Here is a 19,050-nt window from a genome sequence, read left to right as displayed (position 1 = left end):
CATTGCGTGAATAGCGAAATTACTGATAATTGGTTTCTATAAACGCTCAAAAACGCTTTGAATAACGATCCACAACTTGAATCACTAAAAGTTCCTCCCCATTCGATCGAGGCTGAGCAGTCAGTGCTTGGCGGTTTACTTCTTGATAATGCTGCATGGGATCGGATTACGGATGTTCTAGACTATCAGGATTTTTATCGCTTTAATCACCGACTTATTTACGAGTACATTGGAAAGCTAATTATCACGTCTCGACCAGCAGATGTAATTACGGTATTTGAGTCACTCTCTATCGCAGGCAAAGCGGATTGTATTGGCGGTCTTGCCTATTTAAATGCGCTTGCGCAAAATACGCCAAGCGCAGCGAATATCAGACGGTATGCCGAGATTGTTCGAAATCGAGCTATATTACGCAAACTAGTAACTGTTGCTGATGAAATTGCTAGTGATGCATTTAATCCACAGGGCAAAGAGGTCCGGCAGCTTCTCGACCAAGCCGAGGCAAAAATCTTCTCGATCTCAGAAGAAGGTCGGCGTGGCACACAAGGCTTTCTCGAAATTGGACCACTATTAACACAAGTGGTTGAGAGAATTGATGCTCTATACCACGCGGAAAATCCAAGCGATGTGACAGGTACACCAACCGGCTTTATTGACTTAGACCGAATGACTTCGGGGATGCATGGTGGCGAATTAATTATTGTTGCGGGACGGCCATCAATGGGCAAAACCGCATTTTCGATGAATGTTGGTGAATATGTTGCGGTAGAGTATGGTCTGCCAGTTGCGGTATTTTCGATGGAAATGCCTGGAACACAACTTGTAATGCGGATGCTTGGTTCAATTGGTCGGCTTGATCAACACCGGATGCGTACCGGACGGCTGACTGATGAGGATTGGCCCAAGCTTACGCATGCAGTGCATAAGATGAGCGAAGCGCAGATTTTTATTGATGAAACCGGAGGGCTTAATCCTATAGAATTACGTTCACGAGCACGAAGACTAGCGCGTCAGTGCGGAAAGCTAGGCTTAATTGTTGTTGATTATCTTCAGCTAATGACTGGCTCATCATCAGGCGAAAACCGTGCAACAGAGATCTCTGAGATTTCACGCTCCCTTAAAGGCTTGGCTAAAGAACTAGATGTGCCGATCATTGCACTCTCTCAGCTCAATCGAGGCCTAGAGCAGCGGCCGAATAAGCGGCCGGTTATGTCTGATCTGCGCGAGTCTGGTGCAATTGAACAAGATGCAGATGTAATCTTATTTATTTATCGTGATGAGGTCTATAACCCGGATAGTCTTGATAGAGGAATAGCTGAGATTATTATTGGCAAGCAGCGAAATGGGCCGATCGGACCTATTCGTTTAACGTTTTTAGGACCGCATACAAAATTTGATAATTTTGCTAGCGCATCATCGTTTTTAGACAGAAAATAACTAAGCTTTATAGCTTTAATTATTAATATAGCTAGTTAATTAAGCTTGCTATTCTATTTGTTAGAACGTGTATCAGGCTGTCTGGCAACATTTAGATATAATATTGCACTCTTGTATTAGAGCCTATTACTTCCGAGGGATTCATGTTCGGACGCTTTATGCCTACTGAAGGCAAATTCTTCGAAATATTTAATGCTCACGCGAAATGCGTGGTCGATGCTAGTCGCGAACTTGAGCGGTTAATTGAAGACTTACCTAATGCGGAGTTTCATAAAAAAAACGTGCAAGCTAATGAAAAACGTGCCGATAAGCTCACGCACGAATGTATTGATTTGCTACATAAAACCTTTATCACTCCACTAGACCGCGACGAGATTCATAAGCTAATCACAACAATGGATGACATTCTTGATTTGATCGAGGATGTTGCTACTACGGTGTCGCTATATGATGTGCGAGTGGTTACCTCCGAAGCAAATGAACTTGCACGTGTCTGCCGGCTCACCTGCGAGCGCGTACAAACAGCAGTGGCTATGCTGCACGATATGAAACGTGCCAGTATGATCTTAAAAGCCTGCGAAGAGATTGATCGTTGCGAGTCTGATGCGGATCGATTATTAAGATCGGCGATGTCTAAGCTATTTCGTGAGGAGGATAACGTTAAAACATTGATTAAGCTAAAGGCAATTTTTGAGTTGCTTGAGGCGGTAACAGATAAGTGCGAGGATGTCGCGAATATTATTGCAGGCATTGTGCTCGAAAATGCATAGACGGAGCGGCTGATGCATTCGATTCAACTTACTGTATGGGTAGTAACGCTACTAGTTTCTATCGCGTTAATATTTGATTTTATGAATGGCTTCCATGACGCTGCAAACTCAATCGCAACCGTCGTATCGACAGGTGTGCTCAAGCCTCACCAGGCTGTAGCGTTTGCTGCTAGCTTTAATATCGTTGCATACTTTATATTTCATTTAAAAGTAGCGGCCGCCGTCGGCAAAGGCACAATCGACCCCAGCATTATAGATCACTATGTAGTGTTCGGAGCGCTGGTTGGGGCGATGGTCTGGAACATCATAACTTGGTATTACGGGATCCCATCTAGTTCCTCGCATGCCCTAATCGGAGGTTTGGTGGGTTCAGCAATTGCTAAATCAGGGTGGGATGCTTTAAATGTAGATGGATTGATAAAGATAATTTCATGTATCTTCTTATCTCCTTTACTTGGTTTTGTATTGGGGTCGCTCTTTATGCTACTTGTCTCCTGGATTTTCTTCCGGACACGGCCCAGCCGCGTTGATCGCTATTTTCGACGGTTTCAACTTGTGTCTGCATCGCTATATAGCCTAGGACACGGGGGTAACGATGCACAAAAGACGATTGGCATTATTTGGATGCTGCTAACAGCGACAGGAGCATCATCCCCTACTGATTCTGCTCCACCAGCATGGGTAATTGCTGGTTGTTATATGTCAATAGGATTAGGAACGTTGTTTGGCGGCTGGCGGATTGTACGCACAATGGGACAGCGCATTACACGTCTTAAACCGGTGGGTGGATTCTGCGCAGAAACTGGTGGTGCAATTATATTATTTATAGCGTCATGGCTTGGTATTCCAGTCTCAACGACGCATACAATCACTGGCGCGATTTTTGGTGTTGGGGCGACGCAGAAACTCTCGGCCGTACGCTGGGGTATCGCCAGCAATATTATATGGGCTTGGATTCTGACGATTCCAGCGTCTGCGGCACTCTCCTCAGCCGGCTGGTGGCTAGGTAAACATCTACTATAAAAGTATATAATTTATTTGCTTTAGTAAATTTTGATAACTTTAACTTTCGAGTAAGTTAATTCCTATGCAACGCAATTTTTCTATAGAACATATTATATTTCTACTTTAGTAGAAATATAATTAATATACTAAGTATTATTAAAGCACCCCCCACTACTGGAGCCACCCATAATCATTAAAGATACTAAGGATTTAATTGGTTTCTTAAGAACCTGATTATTAGTTCTCTATTTATACGTTTACTTTTTAGTAGTATAGAAGTACTATTATTGCTTATATAATAAATAAAAACCTTAGCAGTGCTAAGTATGTTCTTATATTTTATAGCAAACCCTATTATTTCTCTCTTATAGTTCTAATATTTTAGAGGAATCCACTAACTTAGTGCTAGAGCAGCGCAGATGGGTCTTTTTAAGCTTAAACTAGCAGTAGTCACGAATTAATCGAATCGTACACCTCTTCTTTCTACTAAAACTTGCCTATATTAAGCATAAAAATGAAGCGCGTTCTCGGGTTATATCACTAGCAGTAAAAATATAGTAGAAAAAGCACATACATAGTAGTTATACAGTTGCTGCTTATTAAAAATTTTTTATAGCTTAGATGCTTTTACATAAGTAAAATAAACCTATCGCTATGGGGGTATATTGTATTGCCTTTAAGAGTAAAGAATAGGCATTTTCTATACTCCTCAACATTTAGTGGGCTGAATAATTAACCGGCCAACTCGTCCTGATACCTTGCCCCATTCGATGGGGTGTGATGGTAGTAACCCTAGGTTTAGAGTCGTATAATAATCAGCCATTGATACTAATATATGCCCCTGTGCACGCCAGCCCGCTAGTAGCTGTTCTAGTATAGGGGCGAACTTCCGTCCCTCTAATTCCGCATGTAGTGTAAAGACATTGTCGACCCTGTCGTCTTGTGTTAGTGATAAAAGATAATTAACGATATTGTGAGTGTGTAATCCGTTAAGCTGGAGCGCTTCATCTAATGTTGGTAAGGTTGTTGGAAGTTGCACGTGATTAAGTGGTAAGCCGTTTAGTATAAGTCGGTATGGGCTATGCCCACGGCCGTCAGATGCATATCGAATTTTCCACGCATCAAGTTGATAAAATGCACACTCATTCATCTTCCAACCTGCTGCCCCATGGGTGCGAGGCTCCTCGCCAAATATATCGACAAAGCGAGAGTAGCTTTTCTCCATTTGAGCAATGGTCCATCTACGCTCACGTGTACGAACATTATCCTGCCAGTACACGTGGTCCCACGCATGAATGCCTACCTCAAAGCCGGAATCGCGAGCGGCGCACATCTGCGATGCCGCATGCGCGCCGATATCTGGTCCAGGAAGTAATATGCCGTAAGAGAGTGTTTTAATGCCGTAGTGTTTTAGAACTGACGTATATGAAACTTTTTTCAAGAATCCACGCTGAAATACTCGGCGTAATGCCCAGCCAGTATGATCTGGGCCTAAACTAAACAAAAACGTAGCTCCAGCGCCAGCTTTTCGTAGAATCTGCACAAGGTTTGGAACGCCTTTATAAGTGCCTTCCAGCGTATCGACGTCGATCTTAAGTACAAGAAAAGCCATTATATATGCGTACCTTACTCTGGGTTGATTGGTTCGCGTATTTTGGTAGCCTGTGAGCGGTATGCATTAAAAATTTTACGTAGTGAGTCATCTATTGATAGCGTTGGAGACCAGCCCAAATTTTGCTTTGTATTATTGATCTTCGGCATACGGTTCCGCATGTCCTGGTAACCATTACCGTAATAATCATTAGATGTAGTTTTTATTAGTTTTACTTTTTTTGCAGCATGCGCATACTCAGGGTACTCGGCTGCTAGCGCTAGCATTTTGTTAGCCAGCTCAAATATCGAGAAATTATTATCTGGATTTCCTATGTTATAAATTTTTCTGCTAGCTATACCAACCGGATTCTCGATGATCCGCACTAGTGCCGAAATGCCATCATCAATGTCGGTGAATGTACGTTTTTGCGAGCCTCCATCGACTAAATAAATATTTTCGCCTCGTATGATATGGCTAAGGAATTGTATAACTACGCGCGATGCGCCTTTCTCTGAGGAGAAGATTGTATCCAGTCCCGATCCTATCCAGTTAAAGGGGCGAAATAGCGTGAAATTTAGACCTTCCATGCCGTAGCCCCAAATCACGCGATCCATCAACTGCTTTAAGCATGCGTAAATCCAGCGTGGTTTATTGATTGGTCCATAAATTAACGGTGAGGTTTCTGGATCGAACTCGCTGTCGACGCACATACCATACACTTCGGAAGTAGATGGAAAAACTAGGTGTTTACAATATTTGACTGCTAAGCGAACAATCGGTATGTTTGCCTCAAAATCAAGCTCGAAAACGCGCAGCGGATGCTTTACATAAGTAGCCGGAGTAGCGATTGCGACCAATGGTAAGATTACTCCACATTTTCTAATGTGATACTCGATCCATTCCTTGTTAATCGTAATATCACCTTCGAAGAAGTGCATTCGTCGATGATGTATTAGTCCGCTTAAACGATCCATTTTTATGTCTATCCCGTAAACTTCCCAGTCAGTAGTTTCGAGGATACGCTTGGATAAATGATGGCCGATAAAGCCGTTGATGCCTAAAATTAATACCTTTTTCATAAATTCAATTAGGATTAAATAAGGCGTAAAAACATTGACGCATCGATTACTCGCTCGACAGGAGTAAGATTTACGGCATCTTGGTAGATATGGCGCAGTTCTCGGATAGCCAGGGCTCGACCGTCGCCGCATACACCTAATATCATATTATTAAAAACTTGTAAGCCGATTGGAAGTGGAATAGTACTATCTCTATCATGTCGCATAAGCCGGGCTAAAGCAACGATGAAACGTTCACTACGGATATCGGTAAACGCACCTGGATATGGAGGTGCTACTGCGCGCACTAGATTGTAAACTTGTTGTGCGGGCAGGCTCCAATCGATGCGTCCATCTTCAGGCTTGCGCTTCCCAAAATAGCTACCTAGAGATAGATCATTTAACATGCGCGGAGCGTTATTAGCGAGTAGGGCTGGTAACGCCTGCCACAGTGTCTGTTCAGCTGACAGTGTTACTTTATTAAATACCTGGTACGCGGTATCATCTGGCAGAATTGGAACTAGTGTCTGCGCAACAATCGCCCCAGCGTCTGGCTTAGCGGTCATCTCGTGCAGAGTGGAGCCGGTCTCAGTTTCGCCGTTAAGTACAGCCCAGTTTGTCGGCGCGCGACCGCGGTACTTCGGCAAGAGCGAGCCATGTAAATTAAATGCACCCCGAGGTGCTAACGAGAGCAATTCAGCTGGCAGCATATGTCGATAGTAAAACGAAAACAAAAAATCCGGTTGTGCTACTCGTATAATTTCGATTAACTCCTGTTCAGGCGGATGGGCGAGCGTAATCGTCGGCAATCCATAGTCGGCCGCGACTGCCGCTACGCTTTCAAACCAGATACTCTCCTTCGGATTATCTTGGTGAGTAATGACAAGCGCGACGTCTACGTCGCGTGCAAGCAAGACGTGTAGACAGCGGACACCGATATTGTGATAGGCAAAAACAACGGCTCGGGCGTTCATCGACAATATTTCTATGGGCCGTTTGCTTGCCGACCACGTACGATATGTTAGTCTAACTGCGGTGCTACACAGTCGGTTCTAGCTGTATATGCTGATACGTTGCTTTCGTATTTCTGTATCACCGCCCGAACTAAATAGCGTGGGCGAGCACGCACTTGCTGGTAGATTCGACCGATATATTCACCGAGTAAGCCGAGTGAGAAAATAATTATGCCAAGCAGGAAGAATGTAATTGCGAACAGCGTGAATACGACATGGACCTCTGCACCGATGATAAATCGGCGAACTAGCAGCAGCATAAATAGTATAGCGGATCCACTGGATAGGATTACGCCAATAAACGATAGCCATTGTAGCGGTACCAATGAGAAGCCAGTGATCAAATTAAAGTTTAATCGGATTAAGCCATACAGTGAATACTTTGATTCTCCAGCGAAACGCTCCTCATGCAATACCTCAATCTCGATTGGATTGTATGCGAGGGTATAGGCTAAGGCAGGGATAAATGTATCAACCTCGCCACACAGGTTAATCGTGTCAATGATACGGCGGCTATATGCTCGTAGCATGCAACCTTGATCACCCATCCGGATATGTGTTATGCGTTCACGAATCCGGTTCATAGCGGCGGACGCTTTGCGTCGAAATAGGCTATCGTGCCGATGTAAACGAATTGTCCCAACGTAATCGTGGTTCTCCCGCATCTTTGTCACTAATTTACCAATTTCCTCTGGTGGATTCTGCAGGTCAGCATCGAGTGTAATTACAATGTTTCCGCGAGACTGTTCAAATCCGGCGAGAATAGCCATATGTTGCCCGTAATTACCATTCAGCAGTACAATACGAGTAGTATCCGGACGGATATAATACTGCTCTTCGAGCATCTCAGCTGAACGATCATAGCTACCATCGTTGATAAATATTACTTCATAGGTCAATTCTAGCGCGTCAAGTGCTGGATAGAGCCGAGAGAACAGCTCTATTAGACCCGCTTCCTCGTTATAGACGGGGATCGCAACGGACAGCTCTGGCTTATTCATTGTTGGTGATGGTGAATAATCTCATTAACAGCCTGAACAACACGCGATACATCATCTATTGTCATTTGAGGGAATAGCGGAAGCGTTACTATAGCTCGCCCAATACGTTCCGCATGTGGAAACATACCCAGCTTGAAGCCGCGTTCCTGGTATAGTTTAAACAGATGAATAGGTAGATAGTGCACGCCGGTTCCGATACCACGCTCTTTCATCTGCGCCATGAAATTAGCGCGTTTTATCCTAATCCGCTCTAATGGCAGAACGATCTGAAACATATGCCAGTTGGAATTTATAAAATCTTTAGGAGGCAACTCAATACCACCTGCTATAGCCGCGCCGCCTGAGAAATACGTAAAATATGCGCGCGCTAGCTTACGCCTCTGTGCTGTAATTTCATCTAGCCGAGCGAGCGAGCCCAACCCGACGCGCGCAGCAACATCTGTTAAATTGTACTTACCTCCGAGTAGGTCGCATTCCATTCCATCGAAACCAGTTCGAGTTATACCCTGAAGACGGTACTTTTGAGCGAGCTGCGCTTCATGATCATGATTCATTATCAGCGCACCACCCTCGATCGATGTAATATTCTTATTTGCATGGAAGCTAAATGATACGAAGTCGCCACGTTCGCCAACGCGCTGGCCGTTCCAGCTTGAGCCGAGCGCCTGGGCGGCGTCCTCGATCAAGCGTAACTGATAGGTACGCGCAAGTGCATAAAGCCGATCTAGATCCATCGGCATCCCAGCTAAATACACTGGTATAATAGCGCGAGAGCGAGACGTGATAGCTGACTCGAGTTTATCTAGATCTAGATTTCTAGTAACCGGGTTAATATCAACGAATACTGGAGTTGCGCCAACTTCGCAGATCATATTGCTGGAAGATACCCATGATAGCGGTGTGGTTATCACTTCGTCTCCAGGTCCAATACCAGCAATGCGCAGCGCAATCTCTATTGTGCAGGTGCCTGAATTAAAAGCTCGCACTGGCCGGTGGCCGCAGTACTCGGACAGCGCAGCTTCGAAGCGGGCATTTTGCGGGCCAGTAGTAATCCAGCCACTACGCAGTACATTAATGACGCCAGCAATTGTTTCCTCGTCGACGTAAGGTCGAACAAACGGCAAAAAAGGCAAGGAAGTTGTGCTCATGGTTCGTCTGCTCCGGTTCTCTGAAAAAGCTGGATACCTAACTGCATACTAGAACAACCAGGCCGATCGGAGTGCGGCTAATGCTAGCAAGATACCCTGCTAAAATAGCGTCATTAGATAAACATCTAGGATACTCTACCCGCATTAACTGCATAGACAAGCGACAATATTAGATGAGTAATGAACATATTCATGCACGAAATCCAGAAGATCTAAGGCATGACACCAATGATATAGCACGAAAATCTATTCATAATCAGTAACTGTTCACTAATGTTGAAGATCATTCTGGGAAAAGGTGCGCAGTAGAAACTAGATCCATACCTGGAAGTACGTTGTACAGTCAAGGTTTAGTGACGATAACGCGGCGGGCATCGCATGCAATTACTTTCATAGGCATGCCGGCCGAGGCCAGCTGACCATACAGTATTGATGGTAATAGTGCTAGTGCTGCCCCCGGCCCTCGCCACTGTGCGCGCCACTGATTAATTGTTGGAATCCACTTAGTTTTCTCAAGCATTGCGCCAAACTGTAGCTCATCAGCATTCTGGACCATGATAGTCACGTGACGGACATAAAATGGAAGTGTATGGTCGAGCATATTCACTGAGTAGAATGGCGTGTCAGGTGGAAGCTTCGCTAGCTCGGCCTGGATCGCTGGTGCAAGTAAGGCACCACTGCTTTGTCGTCCGAATACCTCGTGGCCATTACCTCCAATAGCGCCGAGCAGGAACCAGCCAATTCCGAACACAACTATGCTCATAGCTGGATCCGTACGTAGGCGTAGAAGCCATAAGGCTATAAGCGTTAGGGCAAAGCTAACGCCAATAGCAATCTCGACCCAGATAACGAATTCGAGATACAGTGCATTAGGTGTCTGAACGTCCCCGCGATTCACTAACGCTAAGTACGCCACTATAGAGGCTATCGTTAAAAATAACATATAGCCAAGTAAGTGCCGCTGCCATTGCTCACGGGTAACTCTTGGTAAGTATAGGCCGATTACCAAGGCTAGCGCCGGCGCCACGGGTAACGTATAGGAAGTGAGCTTTGAATGAGATGCGCTAAAAAATAGAAAAATGAATATAGACCATACTAGTAATAATATAACTGGCGCGAAGCCGTTTTGTTGATGTGGTATGCGCCATCCTTGGCGTATGCTCTGTGCTGCAACTGAAGCCCAAGGTAAGAAACCAACCAGCATCACACCTACAAAATAATAGAATGGCCCGGGTCGGTTTTGTGCTGGTGTCAGGTAGCGCTCGAACTGCTGGATAATAAAAAAATAATAAAAGAACTCTGGATTTTTAAGTTGCACTAGGACAAACCATGGCAGCACAATTCCTAAAAATATCAGAGCACCGCTAACCGAGTGAAGTCGTTTCCAGACCGCCCAATCGCGAGCCACTACAGTGTAAATTACCAGCGATGCACCCGGTAGGATCAGCCCAATTAAACCCTTAGATAAAACTGCTAGCGCCATAGAGGCCCAGCACAGCCACATCCATCTACGTCTTAGGTGCTCCGGTAAGTCTACCCGTTGTGCTAAAAGTAATGAGCACAGTGTCAATTCCATCCAAAATGCTAGGCCTGTATCGAGTACGTTCAGGTGGCTAATTAGATTCCAATATGGCGATGAAGCCAGCACCAGTGCCGCCATCAGACCGGCAGACTGATTAAGAACTCGTAGGCCAGTGTATCCTACTAATAAGATGCCAGCAAAACCACATAGCGCCGTGTAAAATCTCGCTTGCCAATCGCCTACGCCGAATAAAGCGAACGTCACGGCGTTAAACCAGGTTTGCAACGGTGGCTTCTCAAAGTATTTATAGCCATTGTAACGGGGCGTGATCCAATCGCCAGTGACAAGCATCTCTCGCGCCATTTCTGCGTATCGTCCCTCGTCGCTCGGGATTAGATGGCGCCAGTTTAATTGCAGGAACCATATAAGAGAGAATATCAATATAAACTGTATGAGTACTGTCGGTGGAGGCGTGAATGAGCATGATGGTATATTGTCCTCGCTTCTGCGTGGAACAGTTATCAATGGCACCATCGGCCGAATCGGGGCAAGAAAGTCTTGCATTAATCATCCATGTTCGGTGTATTGCGTAATAGTAAGAGTGCATTTAAGTACATTTGCTAATCAAGTATTATGGCGTGGTCGAGTGACCGACTAATGGTTTTTCGATTAGCAGCGCAAGAGCGACCTTACGCTCCTCTATCACAAGGATATTGTAGGTGCGACACGCAGCATGGAAACTCATGGACTCTATACCGATATGATGGAATGCTAGAGTACCGGTCATTCTCGGATGCACAAAGCGAGGCCGTGCGCTAGTTCCGAAAATCACAACTTCAATTCTACATTCGCCAGAAAATGTAACGAGCATATCAAAATTCTCCGGCGTAAGCATATCGAATGAAGATACTGGCCACGGCATAACCGGCTTTTGAGGGAAGATGAAAATGCTATGATCGTAGCGTTGTCGATTCACATCAACATAGTTATCGCCGTAACCAGTCACAGTATTCATGCCGCTAGTGGAATCTAAGTGTAATTTCAATGTAATGTTTATATGTGTGTAATGTTTAAAGTTGTTTGCTACATATAGCAAACAAGACGATTAGTGCGAATTATGAGATAATAAAAGAGACTTGCTCGAACTAGGCAAGTTCCGTGGTACGTGGTACGGGTTACGGCATTTCGGGCTGCGCCAAAATCCGCTAGGATTACATATTACAGCCTGCTAAGCCCGCTAGGGTTATGCTTGTGTCCGTCCCTGAGCAGGCACCGGACACACCCGGTAAATACTTGCGTTTCAACGTAATCTCGATCTGCTTGACCGAGGCGTTGGCTGTGAGGCACATCATAAAATCAAAGAAGCCAGCAAATATCTGTTATGACATACGTAAGTCTCCTTTAAACAAGGTTAAGCACCCTAAAAAAGAGGAATATCAGGTTATTAAACTAGACATTGGTAATCAGCTTACACCAGACAAGATTGTCACTGACATGGTTAGAAACCCACTAGAATTATCAAATGATTCAGATAAAAGTTTATATTCTCGGTGCGAAAACCTATCATGAACGTAGACAGCAAAAAGCATGACCGGTGTTAAAGATGTTTTTATTAGATTAGTCATGACGTGTCGGAGTAAATTGTAATGGCGATGCAGGGCCAGCTAAATAATAGTGATAGCGTTCTATGGCTAGGACTTAGATGCCCGTTGTGGATCGTACTGGTCAGTATATCGGGTGGCAGGGATCGCTACCCGTATGATGAATATAGTGGCTGGCTACTAGATATGGATGGTATGAAGACGCAGATCTCGCTAAGTACACGATTTTTGATAATCTCTAATTCTAACCACCTGACTAGGTTACAGCACTCGGATGACCCCCTACCACCGATACCCGAGCCCGCACGTCAACAACACCAGCTAGCCGCATGCTCGGATAATATCTACGACAAGATTATCTACGACGGAGGTATCCATACAGCAGCCGACGCGTTGCTAAAAGACCAAATCATAGACATCCTTTATAGCTTGTTTAAAAATTATAAGTCTTGCGGCTACCAGGCAGGCTGGATGGCGTGGTCTAGTAATAGAGGGCATGCCATCATTCGTGCGTCGCCAAGACTACACGAGAATGTTCTGGAACAATATGCAACTCAGACCGCCTTAGGCGGCTACCGAGGTATTAATGATTTGATCCGATCGGGGGGGGGCTACTATATAACTAGCGCAAGCTCACCTTAGAGCGGTTCTAGGTATGTCGCTTATTAACTAAAATCTAGCCCTACACATGTTTTTAAAAACTAAATCTAGATACCTATCTAGTATGCAATAACTGGGAATTTATTCTGAAACTCCTACTATAGGGGGGCAAGTGTTTACTGGTTTAAGGCACTGAATTCAACTAGATAGATCCCAGACTACTGTCGACTCGAATTTTTTACCTAACGTCCATGACCCGAGCAATTCGCTGAGCCGTAGTGCAGGGTTTCTGGACAGCTACTGCAGGCGTACAAGCGCGTGAAGTGCGTACGAGCGCGTTGCCCTTTTTATGACATACACACGCGGGATCATGGAACCGATCAAAGTAGGATTGTTGGGCTTTGGCACGGTCGGTAGCGGCACGTTTAATGTGTTGCACCGAAACCAGGAAGAAATTAGCCGGCGGGCTGGCCGTGGAATCAAAATTACTCAAATTGCAGTGCGTAACCCTGTTAAAGCGAGGCAGGTATTAATTGATTTGCCTGATACAGTAGAGCTGACATCAGACTTTACTGCAGTAGTTGATAATCCATCTCTAGAGATTATTGCGGAAATGATTGGTGGTACTGATATCGCCCGGGAATTAGTATTACGGGCGATCTATAGTGGCAAGCATATCGTAACAGCTAACAAGGCACTGCTCGCGATACATGGAACTGAAATATTCGAAGCAGCCCGATCTAAGGGTGTAATAGTTGCCTTTGAAGCTGCGGTGGCGGGGGGCATCCCGATCATTAAAGTGTTGCGTGAGAGCTTGACAGCGAACCGTATCCAGTATATAGCTGGCATCATTAATGGTACTACAAACTTTATCTTGTCTGAGATGTGCGAGCGCGGATTAGATTTTGCAACAGCACTGGCTGACGCTCAACGGCTTGGCTACGCGGAGGCGGATCCGGCATTCGATATCGAGGGGATTGATGCCGCACATAAAGCTACAATTATGGCAGCTATTGCATTTGGAGTTCCAGTTCAGTTTGAACGTGCCTATGTCGAGGGAATCACTCAATTGCATGCAATAGATATTCGTTATGCGGAGGAACTGGGCTATCGAATTAAGTTGCTTGGAATTGTGCGACGAACTACCCGGGGAATTGAGTTGAGGGTTCATCCAACGCTGATTCCAGTTAAGCGTCTAATTGCGAACGTAGAAGGTGCAATGAACGCGGTCCTTGTCTATGGCGATGCAGTTGGGGCAACACTGTACTACGGACAAGGGGCGGGTGCAGAGCCAACGGCGTCGGCCGTAATTGCTGATTTAGTTGATATTACTCGGCTATGCATGGTAAACCCTAGTAATCGAGTACCACACCTAGCATTTCAACCAGACCGATTAGAAAGTACGCCAATCCTGCCAATTGACGAAGTAACTAGCAGCTACTACTTGCGACTTCGTGTTGCAAACCAAATAGGCGTGCTTTCGGATATTACACGCATTCTTGCCACCTTAGGTGTATCAATTGATACGCTACTACAAAAAAAATCGGAGTTCTTTGATGAAGGCCGGGTAAGTGAAACAATTATTATTTTAATCACGCGCGAGACTCTGGAGAAAAATATCAATTTGGTGATTTCTCGCATCGAAGCGTTATCCACAGTACGATCGAGCGTGACCCGGCTTCGTATGGAAGCATTAAACTAACGCTACTTGCTTTAGCTATAAGCGAAGCGCTAGAGGACATTCTAGATGAACTATATTTCTACGCGCAGTGCCGAGCTCGGCAAGCGTTATGCGTTTCTTGACATTCTACTCGGCGGGCTTGCAAAAGATGGCGGGCTATACATGCCGGTACGATATCCGCACGTGTCTAACGCTGAGCTGTTGCACTGGCGTACTTTGTCATATGCAGATCTAGCGTTTGAGATCCTCAAAAAATTCTGCGATGATGTGCCGGCTCACGACCTTCTAGCATTAACTCATCGAACTTATCGAGCCGATATTTACTCAAATACACGAGATACTAGTCTCGCGAAACGTATTACGCCCCTTAAAACCCTAGGCATTGAAAGCGGTACGTCTCTATCACTGCTAGAGTTATCTAACGGGCCAACCCTTGCATTTAAAGATATAGCAATGCAGTTGCTTGGCAATCTATTTGAGTACGCATTGGCGACATGCCATGCGCAGCAATTAAATATTCTTGGCGCAACATCGGGTGATACTGGTAGTTCCGCTGAATATGCAATGCGCAGCAAACGGGGCGTTCGTGTATTTATGCTGTCGCCTTATCGCAAGATGAGCGCATTTCAAACCGCTCAAATGTTTTGTCTACAGGATCCAAACATCTTTAATATTGCAGTAGAAGGGGTGTTCGACGATTGTCAAGATATTGTTAAAGCAGTTTCGAACGACCATGCATTTAGAGAGCAATACCAAATTGGTACAGTTAACTCAATCAACTGGGCTCGGATTAATGCGCAGATTGTTTACTATTTTCGAGGCTATTTTGATGCTACGCACCATAACGACCAGCGCGTGTCTTTCACAGTTCCATCAGGAAACTTCGGCAATGTATGCGCTGGTCACATTGCTAGAATGATGGGCTTGCCGATTGAAAAACTCGTGGTTGCCACCAATGAAAACGATGTGCTTAACGAATTTTTCCGGACTGGCAAGTATCGATTGCGCTCAGCCGCTGAAATCCATCATACAACTAGTCCAAGTATGGATATCTCGAAAGCGTCAAACTTTGAGCGCTTCGTTTTTGACTTACTAGACCGTGATTCGAGTCGGGTATTACAGTTGTTCTGCGCCGCAGAAACAAAAGGTGGATTCGATTTATCCACGTTGGACGACCTTACACGCGTTCGCGAGTTCGGTTTCGTATCTAGTCGCAGCACGCATACAGATCGAATTGCAACAATCCGCGATATCTACCGTCGCTACCAAATAATAATCGATACCCATACAGCGGATGGCGTAAAGGTAGCTAGAGAATATCTAGAGCCAGGAGTACCGATGATTGTTCTCGAAACCGCACAACCTATAAAGTTTAGTGATACGATTCGGGAAGCTTTAGATCAAGATCCTCCAAGACCGCCTGCTTTCGACAAACTAGAGATATTGCCCCAGCGTTTTACCGTCTTACCAGCCGACGCTAACCGTATTAAAGATTTTATGCGCACACAGATTAATAGTTAGACTATGTGTTGCAAAAAGCATTTCATGCATTCTATATCTCGAAATATCGATAAAATTCACGCGATCTTTAGTGAACGAAAAGTAGAAGCAGTCGACGGAGATATTCCGTATAAAGACTAATAATCGCACATAGTAAATTGAATTTCAATGTCACGTAAACACTACGGCAAATACTATATCGATATATTTAGAAAGTTTGAGAATTATCACTCCCAATATACAGATCATAAGTCTTTGTTAATGTATTATTGGATACTTGTTATATAAAGACTACTTTCCACGACCATCTAAATATATGCGGATGTGCTATATATAAGCCCTCTCAAAATTTTTCCAGTTAAGCAGACTAAATAATACATATTTATGTAGATTCTTATGCGTCCTAACCTACTATAGGTGTAATACATATCGTATAAGTAACCTACGAATAAGCCGAGAACTAGAGAAAAACCGAATCAGTAGTCAGATTAGCAGTAATGCCGCCTCTGCTCACCCAGCAAATTTGAGGTGTAAGTATTTCTGCTCTCAAGAACTTACAATGACTCTAAAATCCCGCTGTATCTTAGGATAAGATTTCCTAGCTTTACCATATAAATAATCCTTATATTATACGATCTAGGTAATAAATGTATCTCTAACACTAAACAAATCTTACAGTCAGTTTGACTATATAGGTTCGAGGCCCTCTCTAAAGCAGTTATAGGTCTAATAGGTATCGCTCTATATTATAAAAATATTATTTCCGTATCTTGAGATAAAAAACCGATATACTAAACGAGTAATTATTATAAAATATCTAGTCGGATTTTTAGGGAATTTATGCAATCTATTCAAAATAATTTAATCTTATATTTTATTACTGCTATTGCTATTAGCGGTAACTAGATTGGCACTGTCGAGATGCGCTTAATGCGTAGAAGCGACTATAAGAAGTACTATGTCAGATAAAGTGTCTCTCTGACCGTGCCCAAGATATAGATATAACATTACTAACCAGCGGCCGCTTGTGTATAAAGCTAATGCAATGTCGCTATCTTGAGGTAGATATGATAATTAGAGCGAAGATAAGTCGGTAAGATAGGGGGGGTCTTCTGCTAGTTTGAGAATATATGTCCAGTGCGAAGGTATGCAGCTCTGGCTTATAGTCGATTATAACCACTCACCTTAAGTAGGGTGCTCAGGTACATTGCTTCTAGCTTGAACAAAGCTTCGTTCTATTTCTAAACTCGTATAATCTCCGTATTACAGAGATAAGCTAGTATAAAACCCGCCTGATAATACCGGATAAAATAGTTAATATACTTTATCCAAATCGCTTATCTCTACTTATACGACTAGGTTATAAGATAAATATTGTATGCAGCTCGCAAATATGTTAGATGGAGGAACTATGCATTTATTATCCGATGCAGATTATATAAACAGTTATTTAATAAAATAACAAACAAAGTCGGTTAGAAATTCAGCAGAATAATCCTCTACTAGAGGCTCAGTATCTTAGCCAATTAATTTAGGTGCTAACAAAATAACTTTTACAAGAGCGTCTCCACCTCCATAAAATTATTGGCTGTATTCGTAATAAGAACTATAAACGCTTCGTTTGTCTGCTGAGATATAAACTGAACTCTCTGAAATTATATTTTTTAATGTTTATAACGTAGTGAGTAAATTACGACTCATCATATTAAAAAATCTTATGATTTATAATTAATATATATACGTAGTCTATACTCTATAATATATAGTAAGTTCGCACAATTTAAGATTAGTTAAATAGATACTATTCTATGAATAAAATTATATGAACGCATAGAAAATAGTGGAATAATATCCTTATATAGATATATAGATCTTAATTATAAGTAAAAGTAAAAATATTTAAGATTTAAAGTAACCTACTAGGTTTCTATCGACTATCGTCAGTGTAGCACATAAACGTGATGTTTTCCGAAGCCCTCTACTTACCAGGTGGCTCAATACTGTTATTTTTAACTAGAAAGACTAGTATCTAAACCAGAATAAGACTGGTGCTGATAACCCTCTTTCTTATTTTAGAGATAATGTTTAATCTTTTTTGAAATTATAAAGTAAAAGTGTTTTACATATTAACTAACAACGTCTACATATTAATGCGCGTCAATAAAGTTTATTATTAAGGTAATTATCTAGTTCGCTATACCCCTATGATAACTTAGGGTATAGATTATTACCTTAATAATAAACTTTATCTGTGATAAAGACACTCTCCTTATTTTTAAGGTTATAGTGTAAACTAAGCTGCCCCCACATCCTAAAAGTTCTATTATAATACAGAGCATAAATTCTAATAAAAATAGACTCGCCTAGAGAGGCTGTCGAAATGTGTTTTCTTGTTATTTTAAACCATAGTTATGATAACGCAAATACTATCTAAATAAAGCTACATTATATTAATAACCCAATTCTAGTAAAAGCATAATTACGCCACATTGTCTATGTGTGCTATCTAGCTAGCATTAAGATATAAAATTAAGATGTAAATTACTATCGCCATTTTATTTTAGCGTGCATTTAGCAGAGTTAACAGCCAAAAGTAAGAGTTAGGTAGTATGTCTAAAAGAGCTAATATAGATTATATAATTAATACGATCTGGTGATAATATTAAGTACGTTTTTGTTTGTGTTTGGGTTATCGGATTTAGGTATAGTTTTTATTATTAGTGACGCTATGCTATACAAGATTCGCGTCTATGTGGTTCACTTCCTTGCTTTATTTATATTTTCATGGCGGTATTTCCTTGTATTATCTATATAAACAAGTAAGATATGGAAGTTGGGCATTAATTTATCTATCTACGATGCAAAAACTTTAGTATTATCAAGTTATCGATTACAGCGTAATCAGGCAAAATAACTGCCATTATATAAGTAGCACAGTATTAGTAGAGCGATATGCTGAAGAGGCGATAGGTCTTAAGAATTAAGTATTGCTAGGTCTGAGATAGATTCTTAGGCGCTCATTATCATGTGACATATTGCGTGCATAGTCCATACTATTCTAGTCCTATCGTCTGATACAGCTTCAGAGTTGCGTATTCGAGATTTATTATAAGCAAGGGC

General features: G+C 42.9%; 14 protein-coding genes. 7 read left to right on the top strand and 7 right to left on the bottom strand.

Translation table 11 applies throughout. From position 1 onward, the window contains the following. Positions 1-57: 57 nt before the first annotated feature. From KW136_RS03135 to KW136_RS03125, 3 genes are all read left to right on the top strand, one after another. Positions 58-1,437, top strand: a complete 1,380-nt coding sequence (locus KW136_RS03135) for a replicative DNA helicase (protein ID WP_216797087.1) — start codon at positions 58-60, stop codon at positions 1,435-1,437. Between the two features lie 143 nt (positions 1,438-1,580). Beyond that, positions 1,581-2,207: a DUF47 domain-containing protein gene (locus KW136_RS03130; RefSeq protein WP_216797086.1), complete on the top strand. Its 627-nt coding sequence runs from the start codon at positions 1,581-1,583 to the stop codon at positions 2,205-2,207. A 12-nt stretch (positions 2,208-2,219) separates the two neighbouring features. After that, on the top strand, positions 2,220-3,230 hold the full coding sequence (locus KW136_RS03125) for an inorganic phosphate transporter (RefSeq protein ID WP_216797085.1): 1,011 nt from the start codon (positions 2,220-2,222) through the stop codon (positions 3,228-3,230). Positions 3,231-3,921: 691 nt separating this feature from the next. Here the strand turns inward: KW136_RS03125 and KW136_RS03120 are convergent. From KW136_RS03120 to KW136_RS03090, 7 genes are all read right to left on the bottom strand, one after another. Beyond that, entirely contained in the window at positions 3,922-4,824 is a 903-nt protein-coding gene (locus KW136_RS03120) for a polysaccharide deacetylase family protein (protein ID WP_216797084.1), read from the bottom strand. A gap of 14 nt (positions 4,825-4,838) precedes the next feature. Further along, the gene (locus KW136_RS03115; RefSeq protein WP_216797083.1) at positions 4,839-5,885 is read right to left on the bottom strand and encodes a bifunctional UDP-4-keto-pentose/UDP-xylose synthase; all 1,047 of its coding nucleotides are present in this window, start codon (positions 5,883-5,885) and stop codon (positions 4,839-4,841) included. Positions 5,886-5,899: 14 nt separating this feature from the next. Then, complete coding sequence (locus tag KW136_RS03110; RefSeq protein WP_216797081.1) at positions 5,900-6,838, bottom strand: formyltransferase; 939 nt, start codon at positions 6,836-6,838, stop codon at positions 5,900-5,902. A 47-nt stretch (positions 6,839-6,885) separates the two neighbouring features. Beyond that, positions 6,886-7,878, bottom strand: coding sequence for a glycosyltransferase (locus KW136_RS03105; RefSeq protein WP_216797079.1), 993 nt, complete (start codon positions 7,876-7,878; stop codon positions 6,886-6,888). Continuing rightward, the gene (locus tag KW136_RS03100; RefSeq protein ID WP_216797077.1) at positions 7,875-9,026 is read right to left on the bottom strand and encodes a DegT/DnrJ/EryC1/StrS family aminotransferase; all 1,152 of its coding nucleotides are present in this window, start codon (positions 9,024-9,026) and stop codon (positions 7,875-7,877) included. The genes KW136_RS03105 and KW136_RS03100 overlap by 4 nt, the downstream gene beginning before the upstream one ends. Before the next feature lie 343 nt (positions 9,027-9,369). Next, positions 9,370-11,112: a glycosyltransferase family 39 protein gene (locus KW136_RS03095; protein WP_216797075.1), complete on the bottom strand. Its 1,743-nt coding sequence runs from the start codon at positions 11,110-11,112 to the stop codon at positions 9,370-9,372. Positions 11,113-11,179: 67 nt separating this feature from the next. Then, on the bottom strand, positions 11,180-11,593 hold the full coding sequence (locus KW136_RS03090; protein ID WP_246583180.1) for an Mth938-like domain-containing protein: 414 nt from the start codon (positions 11,591-11,593) through the stop codon (positions 11,180-11,182). A gap of 200 nt (positions 11,594-11,793) precedes the next feature. Here KW136_RS03090 and KW136_RS03085 point away from each other — a divergent pair, with 200 nt between their 5' ends. The 4 genes from KW136_RS03085 to thrC all read left to right on the top strand — a co-directional run bounded on the left by KW136_RS03085 (position 11,794) and on the right by thrC (position 15,951). Then, a complete protein-coding gene (locus KW136_RS03085) occupies positions 11,794-12,117 on the top strand; it encodes a hypothetical protein (RefSeq protein WP_216797074.1) in 324 nt (107 codons plus the stop codon). A gap of 77 nt (positions 12,118-12,194) precedes the next feature. After that, positions 12,195-12,791, top strand: coding sequence for a pyridoxal phosphate-dependent aminotransferase (locus KW136_RS03080; protein ID WP_216797072.1), 597 nt, complete (start codon positions 12,195-12,197; stop codon positions 12,789-12,791). 328 nt (positions 12,792-13,119) lie between these two features. Continuing rightward, positions 13,120-14,451 carry a homoserine dehydrogenase gene (locus KW136_RS03075; protein WP_216797071.1) on the top strand — a complete coding sequence of 444 codons (1,332 nt, stop codon included), beginning with the start codon at positions 13,120-13,122 and terminating at the stop codon, positions 14,449-14,451. Between the two features lie 45 nt (positions 14,452-14,496). After that, the gene (gene thrC, locus KW136_RS03070; protein ID WP_216797069.1) at positions 14,497-15,951 is read left to right on the top strand and encodes a threonine synthase; all 1,455 of its coding nucleotides are present in this window, start codon (positions 14,497-14,499) and stop codon (positions 15,949-15,951) included. Positions 15,952-19,050 lie beyond the last annotated feature (3,099 nt).

The organism is Candidatus Vallotiella hemipterorum (assembly GCF_910593725.1).
GTDB lineage: Bacteria > Pseudomonadota > Gammaproteobacteria > Burkholderiales > Burkholderiaceae > Mycetohabitans > Mycetohabitans hemipterorum.
Note: the sequence above shows the minus strand (reverse complement) of the source record. Positions and strands in the feature narration are given on the sequence as shown.

Excerpts from the sequence above, each read along its gene's own strand:
- KW136_RS03080 (WP_216797072.1), top strand. The coding sequence starts at position 12,195 with ATGGCGATGCAGGGCCAGCTAAATAATAGTGATAGCGTTCTATGGCTA.
- KW136_RS03125 (WP_216797085.1), top strand. The coding sequence starts at position 2,220 with ATGCATTCGATTCAACTTACTGTATGGGTAGTAACGCTACTAGTTTCT.
- KW136_RS03105 (WP_216797079.1), bottom strand. The coding sequence starts at position 7,878 with ATGAATAAGCCAGAGCTGTCCGTTGCGATCCCCGTCTATAACGAGGAA.
- thrC (WP_216797069.1), top strand. The coding sequence starts at position 14,497 with ATGAACTATATTTCTACGCGCAGTGCCGAGCTCGGCAAGCGTTATGCG.
- KW136_RS03110 (WP_216797081.1), bottom strand. The coding sequence starts at position 6,838 with ATGAACGCCCGAGCCGTTGTTTTTGCCTATCACAATATCGGTGTCCGC.
- KW136_RS03115 (WP_216797083.1), bottom strand. The coding sequence starts at position 5,885 with ATGAAAAAGGTATTAATTTTAGGCATCAACGGCTTTATCGGCCATCAT.
- KW136_RS03095 (WP_216797075.1), bottom strand. The coding sequence starts at position 11,112 with ATGCAAGACTTTCTTGCCCCGATTCGGCCGATGGTGCCATTGATAACT.
- KW136_RS03120 (WP_216797084.1), bottom strand. The coding sequence starts at position 4,824 with ATGGCTTTTCTTGTACTTAAGATCGACGTCGATACGCTGGAAGGCACT.
- KW136_RS03100 (WP_216797077.1), bottom strand. The coding sequence starts at position 9,026 with ATGAGCACAACTTCCTTGCCTTTTTTGCCGTTTGTTCGACCTTACGTC.
- KW136_RS03085 (WP_216797074.1), top strand. The coding sequence starts at position 11,794 with ATGCTTGTGTCCGTCCCTGAGCAGGCACCGGACACACCCGGTAAATAC.
- KW136_RS03075 (WP_216797071.1), top strand. The coding sequence starts at position 13,120 with ATGGAACCGATCAAAGTAGGATTGTTGGGCTTTGGCACGGTCGGTAGC.
- KW136_RS03130 (WP_216797086.1), top strand. The coding sequence starts at position 1,581 with ATGTTCGGACGCTTTATGCCTACTGAAGGCAAATTCTTCGAAATATTT.